This window comes from [Empedobacter] haloabium, from assembly GCA_008011715.2.
GTDB classification, from domain to species: Bacteria; Pseudomonadota; Gammaproteobacteria; order Burkholderiales; family Burkholderiaceae_D; genus Rugamonas; species Rugamonas haloabia.
The window spans coordinates 5,686,294-5,702,345 of the sequence record CP136508.1; the positions used below are offsets into that span (position 1 = coordinate 5,686,294).

Sequence of the window (16,052 nt, forward strand, 5' to 3'; positions counted from 1 at the left end):
CTCCGATGTTTGAGAAAAATCAAAGGTGCGCCAAAAACCCAGCCTAGCCTGAAAGAGCGAGCTGCGCATCCGCGCGGCCGCGTACCTACTGGGGGACATATGGAAGAGACCAAAAACCGCGGGTCGGAGAAATTACTGGCGGCCTGGAAGGGGCGCGCACTGACCGACGAGTCAGTGCGCGAAATAGCCGATGCGCTGGCGCAGTCGGCCGGCACGGTGGAGCGCGCCGCCATCGTCGGCGGCGCCGATGGCAACGGCGCACGCGTCAGCCTCAGCTACAGCGGGGACGACACGCCCATCTGCGGCAACGACATCGCGTTCTGGGTGAAGTGGCACCTGCGCCATGGCGGCACGCCACGGCCGCCCCGCATCATCATCGACGGGATTCCCTTCCCGGACATCATCCGGATGGAGCTGGACTTCGGCAACGTCCAGCCGATCGAAGGCCCGCGCGAGCTGCCCGTCGCCGGGCTGAACATCGGTGTTTAACGACAATCCCACCGGCGGCATGCCGGTGTTGCAGCTCCACCCTTCACGGCGCTGCAACCTTGCATGCCGGCATTGCTACTCGTCGTCGGGGCCGGATATCCGGCAGGAACTGCCGATCGCCATGCTGGCGGCCTGCCTCGACGACGCGTACGCAGCGGGCTACCGTCAGCTCGCCGTATCCGGCGGCGAGCCGCTCATGTATGGCGAGCTCCACGCGCTGCTGTCGCATGCGCGCGAACTCGGCATGACCACCACGATGACGACGAACGGCATGCTGGCGACCGCCCGCCGCTGGTCGCCGCTCGCGCCGCTGGTCGATTTCCTGGCCGTCTCCATCGACGGCCTGCCGGCGGAGCACGACGCGATCCGCGGCCAGGCCGGGGCATTCGACAAAACGGTGCGGCATCTCGACGTGATCCGCGCATCGGGCACGGCGTTCGGCTTCATCTTCACCCTGACGCAGCACAACGTCGACAGTCTGGAGTTCGTCGTCCGCCTCGCCGCGCAGACAGGCGCCCGCGCCGTCCAGGTACATCCGCTGACGATGGATGGCCGTGCTACCGCCATGTTGCCACAGGCTCGTCCAGATGGATTGGAACTCATCGTCGCGCTGGTCGAGGCCGCGCGGCTGGGCGCTGCGCTTGGTGTTGCGGTGCACGTCGATGCGGTCACTGTGGAGCAGTTGATGCGGTACAGGTCGAGGTTCGTGCCGGCCCTGCCGGTAACTTCGCTTACACAGATAGCGCCGATCCTGGTGGTTCAGGCGGACGGCATGGTCGTGCCGCTGACGCATGGCATCGCTGGGCGTTTTATGCTGGGTTCGCTCGGTACCGCGCGGCTGGCGTTGCTGGCTGAGCGTTGGTTGGAGAGCCAGCGGCCCGACGAGCTGGCGCAGCTGTGCCGTCGGACGTGGGAAGATCTGACGGCATGCGAGACGGCGCCTGCTGCGCTCTATTGGTATGAGGAAGTGGCCGTGGCCAGCCGGGCGTTGATTGCCGAGCTGCCGCGCTGGACGCTGGGGTCTGTCCCTGCATAGGGACTGACCCCGAATCTTGGTCGAGCCGTCGCCTGCCGATTAACTTCGGGGTCAGTCCCGCAGGGACAGACCCCAACTGCAGACGCGCTGCGGACGAAAAAAAACGGCACCCAAAGGTGCCGTTTTCATTTACATCAGAGAGAAGAAGCTTACGCCTCGCCACCCTCGTCCTGCGTCATGGTCGATGTCTCGATCGCCTCGACGTCCGCACCGCTCATCGCTGCGCGCTCGGCTTGCAGCAGGGCGTTGCGTTCTTCGGCTTCCCAGACTTCCTTCTCGCGACGGGCGCGGTGGAAGGCCAGGCCCGTGCCGCCTGGGATCAGGCGACCGACGATGACGTTTTCCTTCAGGCCGCGCAGACCGTCGCGCTTGCCCATGATCGCCGCTTCCGTCAGCACGCGCGTGGTTTCCTGGAACGATGCGGCCGAGATGAACGAGTCGGTCGACAGCGATGCCTTGGTAATACCCAGCAGCACGTTCTCGTACGTCGCTGGCAGCTTGCCGGCGGCGATGACCTTGTCGTTTTCTTCCAGCAGCTCCGAACGCTCCACCTGCTCGCCGACGATGTAGTCGGTGTCGCCGGCGTTGGTGATCTGCACGCGGCGCAGCATCTGGCGCACGATCACTTCGATGTGCTTGTCGTTGATCTTCACGCCCTGCAGACGGTAGACGTCCTGCACTTCGTCGACGATGTAACGTGCCAGCGCTTCGATACCCAAGAGGCGCAGGATGTCTTGTGGATCGGCCGGGCCGTCCACGATCATCTCGCCCTTGTTCACGACTTGACCGTCGTGGACCAGGACCTGCTTGTCCTTGGTGATCAGGAACTCGTGCTTGTTGCCGTCCATGTCCGTGATTTCCAGACGCTGCTTGCCCTTCGTTTCCTTACCGAAGGCCACCGTACCGGTGACTTCGGCCAGCATGCCCGCGTCTTTCGGCGAACGTGCTTCGAACAGCTCGGCAACGCGCGGCAGACCGCCGGTAATGTCGCGGGTCTTCTGCGATTCCGTCGGGATACGCGCCAGGACTTCACCGACCGATACTTGCTGGCCGTCTTTCACCATGATCAGCGCGCCGACCTGGAAGCCGATCGCCACGGCGTGTTCCGTGCCGGCGATCTTCACTTCGTGGCCGTCGTCGTTCAGCAGTTTCACCTGCGGACGCATCGTCTTGGTCAGCGAACCGCGACGCTTCGCGTCGATCACGACCAGGGTTGCCAGGCCGGTGACTTCGTCGACCTGACGGGCCACCGTGACGCCTTCTTCCACATTCTCGAAGCGCACCGTACCGGCGTACTCGGTAATGATCGGACGGGTCAGCGGGTCCCACGTCGCCAGCGGCGCGCCGGCCTTGATCGCCATGCCATCCTTGACGATCAGCGTGGCGCCGTACGGCACCTTGTGACGCTCGCGCTCGCGGCCGTGGTCGTCGGTGATCAGCACTTCGCCGGAACGGGAAATGACGATCTGTGCGCCCTTGCCGTTCGTGACGTAACGCATCGTGGCCGTGAAGCGCACGGTACCGTTCGACTTGGCTTCGACCGACGAGGCCACCGCTGCACGGGACGCCGCACCACCGATGTGGAACGTACGCATCGTCAGCTGGGTACCCGGTTCACCGATCGACTGTGCCGCGACGACACCGACGGCTTCACCGGCGTTGACCAGCATGCCGCGGCCCAGGTCGCGGCCGTAGCACTTGGCGCACAGGCCGTAACGCGTGTCGCAGGTCAGCGGCGTGCGGACCTTGACTTCGTCGATGCCCATGCGTTCGATTTCCTCGACCATGTCTTCGTCCAGCAGCGTGCCGGCTTCGTACGCCGTTTCCTGGGTCTCAGGATTGACGATGTCCGTGCCCGCCACGCGGCCCAGGATACGGTCGCGCAGTGCCTCGATGACTTCACCGCCCTCGACCATCGCCTTCATCAGCGTGCCGTTGGAGGTGCCGCAATCGTCTTCCGTCACGACCAGATCCTGCGTCACGTCGACCAGACGACGGGTCAGGTAACCCGAGTTTGCCGTCTTCAGTGCCGTATCGGCCAGACCTTTACGAGCGCCGTGGGTCGAGATGAAGTACTGCAGAACGTTCAGGCCTTCGCGGAAGTTTGCCGTAATCGGCGTCTCGATAATCGAGCCGTCCGGTTTCGCCATCAGACCACGCATACCGGCCAGCTGGCGGATCTGCGCTGCCGAGCCACGGGCGCCCGAGTCGGCCATCATGTAAATCGCGTTGAACGATTCCTGGGTCGTCTGGGTGCCGTCGCGCTTGACAACGTCTTCCACTTTCAGCTGGTCCATCATGGCCTTGCCGACTTCGTCCGAGGTCTTGCCCCAGATGTCGACGACCTTGTTGTAACGCTCGCCGGCGGTGACCAGACCCGAGGCGTACTGCTGCTCGATCTGCTTCACTTCCGATTCGGCGGTCGCGATCAGCGATTTCTTCACGTCCGGCACCAGCATGTCGTCCACGCAGATGGAGATACCGGCGCGGGTCGCCAGGCGGAAGCCCGACTGCATCAGCTGGTCGGCGAACACGACGGTCGCACGCAGGCCGCACTTGCGGAACGACGTGTTGATCAGCTTCGAGATTTCCTTCTTCTTCAGGGAGCGGTTCAGCACGCTGAACGGCAGGCCCTTCGGCAGGATCTCGGACAGGATCGCGCGGCCGACGGTCGTCTCGTAACGGGTGACCGTACGGACGAACTCGCCCGTCGCCGGATCACGTGGATGCTCGACGATACGCACGGTGATGCGGGTGGCCAGCTCGACTTCCTTGTTGTCGTACGCGCGGATCACTTCCGACACGTCCGGGAACAGCATGCCTTCGCCCTTGCCGTTGATGGCTTCGCGGGTCGCGTAGTACAGACCCAGCACGATATCCTGGGACGGCACGATCGACGGTTCGCCGTTCGACGGGAACAGGATGTTGTTCGACGCCAGCATCAGCGTACGCGCTTCCATCTGTGCTTCGATCGACAGCGGCACGTGGACTGCCATCTGGTCACCGTCGAAGTCGGCGTTGAATGCCGCGCAGACCAGCGGGTGCAGCTGGATCGCCTTGCCTTCGATCAGCACCGGCTCGAACGCCTGGATACCCAGGCGGTGCAGCGTCGGCGCACGGTTCAGCATGATCGGGTGTTCGCGGATCACGTCTTCCAGGATGTCCCAGACGACCGGTTCCTGGATCTCGACCAGCTTTTTCGCGGCCTTGATCGTCGTCGCCAGGCCCATCAGTTCCAGCTTGTTGAAGATGAACGGCTTGAACAGCTCCAGGGCCATCAGCTTCGGCAGACCGCACTGGTGCAGTTTCAGCTGCGGACCCACCACGATGACCGAACGGCCCGAGTAGTCGACGCGCTTGCCCAGCAAGTTCTGACGGAAACGACCGCCCTTACCTTTGATCATCTCGGCCAGCGACTTCAGCGGACGCTTGTTGGCGCCGGTCATCGCCTTGCCGCGACGGCCGTTGTCCAGCAGCGAGTCCACTGCTTCCTGCAGCATGCGCTTTTCGTTGCGCGTGATGATCTCTGGAGCACGCAGCTCCATCAGGCGCTTCAGGCGGTTGTTACGGTTGATGACGCGGCGGTACAGGTCGTTCAGGTCGGACGTGGCGAAACGGCCGCCATCCAGCGGGACCAGCGGACGCAGTTCCGGTGGCAGCACCGGCAGCACTTCCATGATCATCCACTCGGGCTTGATGCCCGAACGCTGGAACGCTTCCAGCACTTTCAGGCGCTTGGCGTATTTCTTGATCTTCGCTTCGGACTTCGATTCCTTCAGCTCGACGCGCAGCGTCTCGGCATCGCGGTGGATGTCGATCGAACGCAGCAGTTCACGGATGCCCTCGGCGCCCATGTACGCGGTGAAGTCGTCGCCGTACTCTTCGTACTTGGCGGCGTAGTCGTCTTCCGACATGATCTGGCACTTCTTCAGCGGGGTCATGCCTGGATCGGTCACGACGTAGGCTTCGAAGTACAGCACGCGCTCGATATCGCGCAGCGTCATGTCCAGGACCATGCCCAGGCGCGACGGCAGCGACTTCAGGAACCAGATGTGGGCGGTCGGCGATGCCAGCTCGATGTGGCCCATGCGCTCACGACGCACCTTCGCCAGCGTGACCTCGACGCCGCACTTTTCGCAGATGACGCCGCGGTGCTTCAGGCGCTTGTACTTGCCGCACAGGCACTCGTAGTCCTTGATCGGGCCAAAGATCTTGGCGCAGAACAGGCCGTCGCGTTCCGGCTTGAAGGTACGGTAGTTGATGGTTTCCGGCTTCTTGACTTCGCCGTAGGACCACGAACGGATTTTTTCAGGCGAGGCGAGACCGATCTTGATCGCGTCAAAGGTCTCGTTCGTCTGTACTTGCTTGAATAGATCGAGCAGGGCTTTCATGTATCACTCCAGGTAGTGATGAATTCTTCAGTTTTTTCGCGGCTCTTTGCCAGCGAGTCGTGCAGGCTTTTCACCCAGAGGCAGAAACCTGGGGTCAGACCCGGCGGGTCTGACCCCGGCATTTGCCGTTGGGTTCGGCAATTGCCGTTTAGGTGCGTTCCAGGTCGATGTCGATACCCAGGGAACGGATCTCTTTCACCAGCACGTTGAACGATTCCGGCATGCCGGCATCGATCACGTGATCGCCCTTGACGAGGTTCTCGTACACTTTGGTACGGCCGTTCACGTCGTCGGACTTCACGGTCAGCATTTCCTGCAGCACGTACGATGCGCCGTACGCTTCCAGTGCCCACACCTCCATCTCACCGAAGCGCTGGCCACCGAACTGGGCTTTACCGCCCAGCGGCTGCTGCGTCACCAGCGAGTATGGGCCGGTCGAGCGGGCGTGCATCTTGTCGTCGACCAGGTGGTGCAGCTTCAGCATGTGCATGACGCCGACCGTGACCTTGCGCTCGAACGCTTCGCCCGTGCGGCCGTCGTACATCGTGACCTGGTTCTTCGAAGGCGTCATGCCCAGCTTGGTTGCGATCTCGTCCGGGTACGCCAGGTCCAGCATGCGACGGATTTCGGACTCGTGCGCACCGTCGAACACCGGCGTCGCGAACGGCACACCCTTCTTCAGGTTGTGCGCCAGGTTCATGATCTCTTCGTCGCTGAAGTTGGCGATGTCCTCTTTCGCACCGGTCTCGTTGTACACGGTGGTCAGGAACTTGCGCATCTCCTCGACCTTGATCTGCTGCTGCAGCATTTCGCCGATGCGGATGCCCAGGCCCTTGGCCGCCCAGCCCAAGTGCGTTTCCAGGATCTGACCCACGTTCATTCGGGACGGAACGCCCAGCGGGTTCAGCACGACGTCGGCCGGCGTACCGTCGGCCATGTACGGCATGTCTTCCACCGGCACGATACGCGAGACCACACCCTTGTTACCGTGGCGGCCTGCCATCTTGTCGCCCGACTGCAGGCGGCGCTTGACGGCCAGGTAGACCTTGACCATCTTCTGCACGCCAGGCTGCAGCTCGTCGCCTTGCGTCAGCTTCTTGCGCTTCTCTTCGAAGGCCAGATCGAACTGGTGGCGCTTCTCGGCGATCGATTCCTTGATCGCTTCCAGGGCCGTGGCCGCATCGTCGTCCGCCGGACGGATGTCGAACCAGTGGTACTTGTCCAGGTCGGCCAGGTATTCCTTGGTGATCTGGGCGCCCTTCGCCAGCTTCTTCGGACCGCCGTTGACGACTTTACCGATCAGCATTTTTTCCAGACGCTGGAAGGCGTCGCCCTCGACGATACGCATCTGGTCGTTCAGGTCCAGGCGGTAGCGCTTCAGCTCGTCGTCGATGATCTGCTGGGCGCGCTTGTCGCGCGGGATGCCTTCGCGGGTGAACACCTGCACGTCGATGACGGTACCGACCATGCCCGAAGGCACGCGCAGCGACGTGTCTTTCACGTCGGATGCTTTTTCGCCGAAGATCGCGCGCAGCAGCTTCTCTTCCGGCGTCAGCTGGGTTTCGCCCTTCGGCGTCACCTTACCGACCAGCGTGTCGCCAGCCTGCACTTCGGCGCCGATGTAGACGATGCCCGACTCGTCCAGGCGGGCCAGCTGGTTTTCCGCCAGGTTCGAAATGTCGCGGGTGATTTCTTCCGCGCCCAGCTTGGTGTCACGTGCGACCACCGACAGTTCTTCGATGTGGATCGAGGTGTAACGGTCGTCCTTGACGACGTTTTCCGAGATCAGGATCGAGTCCTCGAAGTTCAGGCCGTTCCATGGCATGAACGCCACGGTCATGTTCTGGCCCAGTGCCAGTTCGCCCAGGTCGGTCGATGCGCCGTCGGCGATGACGTCGCCCTTGGCCACGCGGTCGCCCACTTTGACGATCGGACGCTGGTTGATGTTGGTATTCTGGTTCGAACGGGTGTACTTGATCAGGTTGTAGATGTCCACACCGACTTCACCGGCTTGCGCCTCTTCGTCGTTGACGCGGATCACCACGCGGCCTGCATCGATATAGTCCACCACGCCGCCACGCAGCGCCTGCACGGTCGTGCCGGAGTCGACTGCCACGGTGCGTTCGATACCGGTACCGACCAGCGCCTTTTCAGGACGCAGGCAAGGCACGGCCTGGCGCTGCATGTTGGCGCCCATCAGTGCACGGTTCGCGTCATCGTGTTCCAGGAACGGAATCAGCGAGGCTGCGACCGAGACGATCTGGCCAGGCGCCACGTCCATGTACTGGATGCGCTCTGGCGACACCAGGATCGTTTCGCCGGCTTCACGAGCCGACACCAGCTCGTCGACCAGCTTGCCTTCGTCGTTGATCTTGGCATTGGCCTGGGCGATGATGTAGCGGCCTTCTTCGATCGCGGACAGGTAGTCGATCTTGTCGGTCACCATGCTGTTCTCGACCTTGCGGTACGGCGTTTCCAGGAAGCCGTATTCGTTCAGGCGGGCGTACAGTGCCAGCGAGTTGATCAGACCGATGTTCGGACCTTCCGGCGTTTCGATCGGGCAGACGCGGCCGTAGTGGGTCGGGTGCACGTCGCGCACCTCGAAGCCGGCGCGTTCACGCGTCAGACCACCCGGGCCCAGTGCGGAAACACGGCGCTTGTGGGTGATCTCGGACAGCGGGTTGGTCTGGTCCATGAACTGGGACAGCTGCGACGAACCGAAGAATTCGCGGATCGCGGCCGAGATCGGCTTGCTGTTGATCAGGTCATGCGGCATCAGGTTGTCGGCTTCGGCCTGGCCCAGACGCTCCTTGACGGCGCGCTCGACGCGCACGAGACCGGCGCGGAACTGGTTTTCGGCCAGTTCGCCCACGCAACGGACGCGACGGTTACCCAGGTGATCGATATCGTCGACTTCGCCGCGGCCATTGCGCAGCTCGACCAGGATCTTGATCACGGCCAGCACGTCTTCGTTCGACAGCGTCATGGCGCCGGTCAGTTCATCGCGGCCGATACGGCGGTTGAACTTCATGCGGCCCACGGCGGACAGGTCGTAGCGGTCGGCGCTGTAGAACAGGCCGTTGAACAGGGCTTCGACCGACTCTTCGGTTGGCGGTTCGCCAGGACGCATCATGCGGTAGATCGCGATGCGGGCGGCGGTCTGGTCGGCGGTGTCGTCGATGCGCAGGGTCTGCGAGATGTAGGCGCCCTGGTCCAGGTCGTTGGTGTACAGCGTCTGGATGGCCGAGATGTTCGAATCGCGCAGGCGGTTCAGCACTTCTTCGGTCAGCTCGTCGTTGGCCGAGGCCACCACTTCGCCCGTTTCCGGATCGACGATGTTCTTGGCCAGCACGCGGCCCAGCAGGTAGTCTTCCGGCACGGAAATGTGCTGGATACCGGCCGCTTCGATTTCACGCACGTGCTTGGCGTTGATGCGCTTGTCCTTCGTGACGATCGTCTTGCCATCCTTCGGATTGACGATGTCGAAGCGCGCGACTTCACCGCGCAGGCGTTCGGCGACGAATTCCATCTCGCCGCCTTCCGAGCGCAGGTTGAAGTTGTCGAACACGAAGAAGTTCGCCAGGATCTGTTCCGGCGTCATGCCGATGGCCTTCAGCAGGATCGACACGGGCATCTTGCGGCGACGGTCGACGCGGAAGTACAGGATGTCCTTCGGGTCGAACTCGAAGTCCAGCCACGAGCCGCGGTAAGGGATGATACGGGCCGAGAACAGCAGTTTGCCCGACGAGTGCGTCTTGCCGCGGTCGTGCTCGAAGAACACGCCCGGGGAGCGGTGCAGCTGCGAAACGATCACGCGCTCGGTACCGTTGATCACGAACGAACCGGTGGTCGTCATCAGGGGCAGTTCGCCCATGTAGACTTCCTGTTCTTTCATTTCCTTGACGACCGGCTTGGTCGGCGATTCCTTGTCCAGGATCACGAGGCGCACTTTCGCGCGCAGCGGCGATGCGAAGGTCAGGCCACGGAGTTGGCACTCTTTCACGTCAAACGCAGGGTCGCCCAGCACGTACGACAGGAATTCCAGGCGTGCGAAACCGTTGTGCGAAACGATCGGGAAAATGGAGGTAAAGGCCGATTGCAGGCCTTCGTTCTTGCGGGAGGCAACCGGAGTGTGCTCCTGCAGGAAGTTTTCGTAAGACTCGAGCTGGGTCGCCAGCAGGAACGGAACGTTGTGGACGTTGGCGCGTTTCGCGAATGATTTGCGAATGCGTTTCTTCTCAGTAAATGAGTAGTGCATGGACACTCCGTGAGTGACAGGAAAGGATAGAAAATTCAGGTTTCAGCTTGTATGCTTGACAGCACGCGACTGCATGTCACACAGGCGAAACCTCAAGGCACTACCTTTTCAGGCCAGGACGACAAAAAACGGCAAGAACAGGGGCAAAAATACAACAAATACGACAGAGACGACAAAGGAGCCAAAGCCGGATCTCCTCCCTTCCGGAAGGAAATCCGCAGCTTTGGCTCAGGCGCTAAAGGATACCGGCGCCGGTAATACTAAATTACTTCAGGTCGGCCTTGGCGCCAGCTTCTTCCAGCTTCTTCTTAGCGGCTTCAGCGTCGGCTTTCGACAGGGCTTCCTTCACGGTCTTCGGTGCGCCGTCGACCAGGTCTTTGGCTTCTTTCAGGCCCAGACCGGTGATTTCACGCACGGCCTTGATGACGCCGACTTTGTTCGCGCCGACTTCGGACAGGACCAGGTTGAATTCGGTCTGCTCTTCAGCAGCAGCAGCGGCGCCGCCGCCAGCAGCTGCAGGAGCTGCCATTGCAGCTGCCGACACGCCGAACTTCTCTTCGAAAGCCTTGACCAGGTCGTTCAGGTCCATCACGGACATTTCGGACACTGCGTTCAGGATATCGTCTTTGCTAATTGCCATTTGAAACTCCTAATTGATTTGTATGCTACAGAATTGATTACTTGACGAGAACGTGCGGCAATTACGCTGCAGCGGTTTCTTCGGCTGCTGGAGCAGCTTCCGAACCTTCGCTCTTCTTGGCGGCCAGTGCGGCCAGACCACGTGCAAAGCCCGATACCGGTGCCAGCATGACGCCCAACAGCTGCGAGATGAGGACTTCACGGCTTGGAATGCTCGCCAGTGCAGTCACGCCAGCCACGTCGAGCTGCTTGCCTGCATAGTTACCTGCCTTGATGACCAGCTTGTCGTTGGTTTTGGCGAAGTCGTTGATGACTTTCGCTGCTGCCACGGCGTCGTCCGAGATCGAGTAGATCAGCGGACCGGTCATTGCATCGGCCAGGTTGGCGAACTGCGTGCCTTCCACAGAGCGACGAGCCAGCGTGTTCTTCAGAACACGCAGGTACACGCCCTGGGCACGCGCGGTTGCACGGAGTTTCGTCAAGTGAGCAACCTGGATGCCACGGTACTCAGCCACGACGATCGTTTGCGCAGTTGCTACTTTTGCGGAAACCTCTTCGACGACGGCCTTTTTGTCATTCAGATTAAGACCCACGGTCAATCTCCTTTAAGGACACAGGAAAAGCTCCTGCATCGGTTTCGAACAACGGCGTCCGAGGTTAGGAGTCCAATGGACTGCAAAACTGGTTCGGGTACACCATCTGCGTTGGGCGCCGGCTTGCGCCGACAATTAACCGGAAACCTGCCTGCTGCTTCCAGCCCAACGGTCTTTGATTGCCTGGCAGGCACTTGCGCACCTGCCAGCCCAAAGATGTGCCCGGCTAGTGTTCCGCCGGGGCTTGATTCTGTTGTTGCCTCAAAAATGGGGACAGACCCCATTTTTCGGACAACTTACGCTGCCAGGGTAGCCTGGTCGACGCGCACGCCGGCGCCCATCGTCGAGGACAGCGAGACCTTGCGCAGGTACACGCCCTTCGAGGAGGCTGGCTTGGCCTTGTTCAGGGCTTCGATCAGAGCGACCAGGTTGGTCTTCAGATCGGCGTCGCTGAACGACTTGCGGCCGATGGTGGCGTGGATGATACCGGCCTTGTCGGTACGGTACTGCACCTGGCCTGCCTTGGCGTTCTTGACGGCGGTGGCGACGTCAGGCGTCACGGTGCCGACTTTCGGGTTCGGCATCAGGCCGCGTGGGCCCAGGATCTGGCCCAGGGTACCGACGATACGCATCGTGTCTGGCGAGGCGATGACGATGTCGAACGGCATGTCGCCGGCCTTCACGCGTTCTGCCAGGTCTTCCATGCCGACCACGTCCGCGCCAGCTGCCTTGGCGGCTTCAGCCTTGTCGCCGGAAGCGAACACGGCCACGCGAACGGTCTTGCCGGTGCCTGCTGGCAGCACGACGGAGCCGCGAACGACCTGGTCCGACTTCTTCGGATCCACGCCCAGCTGGACGGAGACGTCGATCGATTCATTGAACTTGGCGGTAGCCAGTTCCTTGATCAGGGCGACGGCGTTGTCGAACGGGTACACTTTGGTACGGTCTACTTTAGCCTTGATGGCTTGTGCGCGCTTGGACAGTTTTGCCATGATCAGATACCCTCAACGGTGATGCCCATCGAACGCGCGGAACCGGCGATGGTGCGCACAGCGGCTTCCAGGTCGGCAGCGGTCAGGTCCGGGGTCTTCAGTTTTGCAATTTCTTCCGCTTGAGCGCGGGTCAGCGTGCCAACCTTGTCGGTATGTGGCTTCGGCGAACCTTTTTGCACGCCCGAGTGCTTCTTGATCAGGAACGTTGCCGGCGGGGTCTTCATCACGAAGGTGAAGGACTTGTCCGCGAAAGCGGTGATCACCACAGGGATCGGCATGCCTGGTTCCATACCTTGGGTCTGCGCGTTGAACGCCTTGCAGAATTCCATGATGTTCAGACCGCGCTGACCCAGCGCTGGGCCGATCGGAGGGGATGGGTTTGCCTTACCAGCTGGCACTTGCAGCTTGATAAAGCCAATGATTTTCTTTGCCATGATGGCTTTCCTATCGTTGGATTTGAGTGGTAGCGCCCCGCCGGTACAGCATGGCAGGGCTCCTCGTGCGGATTTTCCAGAAAACCGGAACGCTCCGTGAAGCGCTTAAACCTTTTCGACTTGACCGAACTCGAGTTCGACGGGAGTCGCGCGGCCGAAGATGGTGACCGAGACGCGCACTTTGGACTTTTCGTAGTTGACTTCTTCCACGTTGCCGTTGAAGTCGGTGAACGGGCCATCCTTGATGCGGACTTGCTCGCCCACTTCGTACAGCACTTTCGGCCGTGGCTTTTCCACGCCTTCCTGCATCTGCGTCATGATCTTTTCGATCTCGCGGGCAGGAATCGGGGTCGGCTTGTTCGACTTGCCGCCGATGAAGCCGGTGACCTTGGCGGTGTTTTTCACCAGGTGCCAGGTCTCGTCCGTCATTTCCATCTCGACCAGGACGTAGCCTGGGAAGAAACGACGTTCGGTAACGGACTTCTGGCCGTTCTTCACTTCCACGACTTCTTCGGTCGGGACGAGAATCTGGCCGAACTGATCTTGCATGCCGGCGCGCTCGACGCGCTCCATCAGCGCACGCTGCACGCTTTTCTCCATGCCGGAATAAGCATGCACAACGTACCAGCGCTTGTTGCTGACTGGCACGCTGAGCGGAGCGCCGGACTCTTGCGCCGGCGCGTCGCCCGGTACGGGCTCGCCGGATACGTCGTCTTGCACGTTTTCGCTCATTATTTTTTCCAACCCAGGATTACGTCGTACAACAGGAATTCCAACAGCTTGTCTGTGCCCCACAGGAACACTGCCATCACCAGCACAAAGCCGAACACCAGCATCGTGATCTGGGTTGCTTCTTTACGCGTCGGCCAGACGACTTTCTTGGTTTCGCGAACGGATTCCTTCGCGAAATTGAGGAAATCACGGCCGGAGGCGGAGGTGTAAGCAATGCCGACGGAAATAAGCAAACCAACCACAAGCGCAGCTGCCCGCACCAGGGTTGGTTGACCTGCCAGAACAAAGAATCCGGCTACGCCTGCAATCGCTGCAACCACCGCCAACACGACCTTGAGCTTATCGCCGGACGTGCTAACGGTTTGCACGGATTGATTAGACATTCGTTTTTACTTTCGGTGCCCTGCACCAGAATTCGGTGGCAGGGGCGGAGGGCATCGAACCCCCAACCTTCGGTTTTGGAGACCGACGCTCTGCCAATTGAGCTACGCCCCTACGTAAAACACTACAGTGGAATCCGTTATTGTAGCACCCAACCGGGGTTGGGCGCTAGTACTGCTTGGCAGGATTCCGGTTTCGGGCGATTAGCCCAGGATCTTGGCAACGACGCCAGCACCCACGGTACGGCCACCTTCGCGGATTGCGAAGCGCAGACCTTCTTCCATCGCGATCGGGTTGATCAGCTTGACGGTGATCGACACGTTATCGCCTGGCATGACCATTTCCTTGTCCGCTGGCAGTTCGATCGAACCGGTCACGTCCGTCGTACGGAAGTAGAACTGTGGACGGTAGTTGTTGAAGAACGGGGTGTGACGGCCGCCTTCGTCTTTCGACAGAACGTAGATCTCGCCCGTGAAGTGGTTGTGCGGCTTGATCGAGCCTGGCTTCGCCAGAACCTGACCACGCTGAACGTCTTCACGCTTGGTGCCGCGCAGCAGCAGGCCAACGTTGTCGCCGGCTTGACCCTGGTCCAGCAGCTTGCGGAACATTTCCACGCCGGTGCAGGTGGTCTTGACGGTGTCGGTGATACCGACGATTTCGATCTCTTCGCCGACCTTGATGATGCCGCGCTCGACACGACCGGTCACCACGGTACCGCGGCCGGAGATCGAGAACACGTCTTCCACTGGCATCAGGAAGGCGCCGTCCACAGCGCGCTCAGGCGTTGGGATGTAGCTGTCCAGAGCGTCGGCCAGGCGGATGATGCAGTCTTCGCCCATTTCGCCTTGCTGGCCTTCCAGCGCCATACGTGCCGAACCCTTGATGATTGGCAGGTCGTCGCCTGGGAACTCGTACTTCGACAGCAGCTCGCGCACTTCCATTTCGACCAGTTCCAGCAGTTCCGCGTCGTCGACCAGGTCGCACTTGTTCAGGAACACGATGATGTATGGAACGCCAACCTGACGGGCCAGCAGGATGTGCTCGCGGGTCTGTGGCATTGGGCCGTCAGCGGCGGAGCACACCAGGATCGCGCCGTCCATCTGGGCAGCACCGGTAATCATGTTCTTGATGTAGTCGGCGTGGCCTGGGCAGTCGACGTGAGCGTAGTGGCGGGTAGCCGTTTCGTACTCGACGTGGGCGGTGTTGATCGTGATGCCGCGTGCTTTTTCTTCCGGAGCAGCGTCGATCTGGTCGTAGGCCTTGGCTTCGCCGCCGAATTTCTTCGACAGAACGGTTGCGATTGCAGCGGTCAGGGTGGTCTTGCCATGGTCAACGTGACCGATGGTGCCAACGTTCACGTGCGGTTTAGTCCGCTCGAACTTTTCTTTTGCCATTTTAGACTCCTAACAATTTTAAGATATTGCTGGGCACGCGCCCGACTGTCAGATGATGTGTATTACGATACTGCGAATTCTGGTGCCCTTGACGTGGATTGAACACGTGGCCTCTCCCTTACCAAGGGAGTGCTCTACCACTGAGCTACAAGGGCTTTTGTACAACTAGCGATATTGACTATCGACTGCAACAAAACTGGAGCGGGTGAAGGGAATCGAACCCTCGTCTTAAGCTTGGAAGGCTTCAGCTCTACCATTGAGCTACACCCGCGAGGTTCCGTTTCACTACACTATCACTCAGTTTCCTTGCAAAAACTTGGTGGAGGGGACTGGATTCGAACCAGTGTACTCATAAGAGGGCAGATTTACAGTCTGCTGCCTTTAACCACTCGGCCACCCCTCCGCGAGGAACCGCAGAGTATGAAGCATAAAATCAAAACTGTCAACGCTTTAACACAAACATCTTCGTGTCTCGCAGCTAACTGTCTGCTTCGGGGCGAGATTGTAGCGGCTCCCCCTGCACAATTGCAAGGGTTGTTTTTGCGAGATCATCAAAAATCTGGCAAACCCTGATTCCATGCGGGTTGTAGCCCAATAAAAATCTTTCCTCCACCCCTTTCGTTGCCTGCATTGCTATAGAATCGCCCCGGCGCCGCGCGGCTGGCGTCCTTGTTTGCGCCTCCCCGCATGCCGTTTCTCGCCTGGAGTCTCGA

Annotated in this window: 11 protein-coding genes and 4 tRNA genes; 2 read left to right on the plus strand and 13 right to left on the minus strand. The window is 60.7% G+C overall.

Going from position 1 to position 16,052, the window contains the following annotated elements:
• Positions 1-99 precede the first annotated feature (99 nt).
• Positions 100-489 carry a hypothetical protein gene (locus tag E7V67_024710; GenBank protein WUR12858.1) on the plus strand — a complete coding sequence of 130 codons (390 nt, stop codon included), beginning with the start codon at positions 100-102 and terminating at the stop codon, positions 487-489.
• Entirely contained in the window at positions 482-1,525 is a 1,044-nt protein-coding gene (locus E7V67_024715; GenBank protein WUR12859.1) for a radical SAM protein, read from the plus strand. The genes E7V67_024710 and E7V67_024715 overlap by 8 nt, the downstream gene beginning before the upstream one ends.
• A 149-nt stretch (positions 1,526-1,674) precedes the next feature.
• Here the strand turns inward: E7V67_024715 and rpoC are convergent, their stop codons facing one another.
• From rpoC to E7V67_024780, 13 genes are all read right to left on the minus strand, one after another.
• Complete coding sequence (gene rpoC, locus E7V67_024720) at positions 1,675-5,916, minus strand: DNA-directed RNA polymerase subunit beta' (GenBank protein WUR12860.1); 4,242 nt, start codon at positions 5,914-5,916, stop codon at positions 1,675-1,677.
• 148 nt (positions 5,917-6,064) lie between these two features.
• Positions 6,065-10,174 (minus strand): DNA-directed RNA polymerase subunit beta, encoded by a 4,110-nt coding sequence (gene rpoB / locus E7V67_024725; GenBank protein ID WUR12861.1) that lies wholly within the window; start codon positions 10,172-10,174, stop codon positions 6,065-6,067.
• Positions 10,175-10,439: 265 nt separating this feature from the next.
• Positions 10,440-10,814, minus strand: coding sequence for a 50S ribosomal protein L7/L12 (gene rplL / locus E7V67_024730; GenBank protein ID WUR12862.1), 375 nt, complete (start codon positions 10,812-10,814; stop codon positions 10,440-10,442).
• 61 nt (positions 10,815-10,875) lie between these two features.
• Positions 10,876-11,406, minus strand: coding sequence for a 50S ribosomal protein L10 (gene rplJ, locus E7V67_024735; protein ID WUR12863.1), 531 nt, complete (start codon positions 11,404-11,406; stop codon positions 10,876-10,878).
• A gap of 296 nt (positions 11,407-11,702) precedes the next feature.
• Positions 11,703-12,398, minus strand: coding sequence for a 50S ribosomal protein L1 (gene rplA, locus E7V67_024740; GenBank protein WUR12864.1), 696 nt, complete (start codon positions 12,396-12,398; stop codon positions 11,703-11,705).
• Positions 12,399-12,400: 2 nt separating this feature from the next.
• Positions 12,401-12,832, minus strand: a complete 432-nt coding sequence (gene rplK / locus E7V67_024745) for a 50S ribosomal protein L11 (protein ID WUR12865.1) — start codon at positions 12,830-12,832, stop codon at positions 12,401-12,403.
• Between the two features lie 105 nt (positions 12,833-12,937).
• The gene (gene nusG / locus E7V67_024750; protein WUR12866.1) at positions 12,938-13,564 is read right to left on the minus strand and encodes a transcription termination/antitermination protein NusG; all 627 of its coding nucleotides are present in this window, start codon (positions 13,562-13,564) and stop codon (positions 12,938-12,940) included.
• Positions 13,564-13,947 carry a preprotein translocase subunit SecE gene (gene secE / locus E7V67_024755; GenBank protein ID WUR12867.1) on the minus strand — a complete coding sequence of 128 codons (384 nt, stop codon included), beginning with the start codon at positions 13,945-13,947 and terminating at the stop codon, positions 13,564-13,566. The genes nusG and secE overlap by 1 nt, the downstream gene beginning before the upstream one ends.
• 36 nt (positions 13,948-13,983) lie before the next feature.
• Positions 13,984-14,059, minus strand: a tRNA-Trp gene (locus E7V67_024760).
• Positions 14,060-14,148: 89 nt separating this feature from the next.
• Positions 14,149-15,339, minus strand: coding sequence for an elongation factor Tu (gene tuf / locus E7V67_024765; GenBank protein ID WUR12868.1), 1,191 nt, complete (start codon positions 15,337-15,339; stop codon positions 14,149-14,151).
• 80 nt (positions 15,340-15,419) lie between these two features.
• Positions 15,420-15,494 (minus strand) — tRNA-Thr (locus E7V67_024770).
• Positions 15,495-15,536: 42 nt separating this feature from the next.
• Positions 15,537-15,610: transfer RNA gene (locus E7V67_024775), tRNA-Gly, on the minus strand.
• Between the two features lie 46 nt (positions 15,611-15,656).
• Positions 15,657-15,742 (minus strand) — tRNA-Tyr (locus tag E7V67_024780).
• Positions 15,743-16,052: the final 310 nt, after the last annotated feature.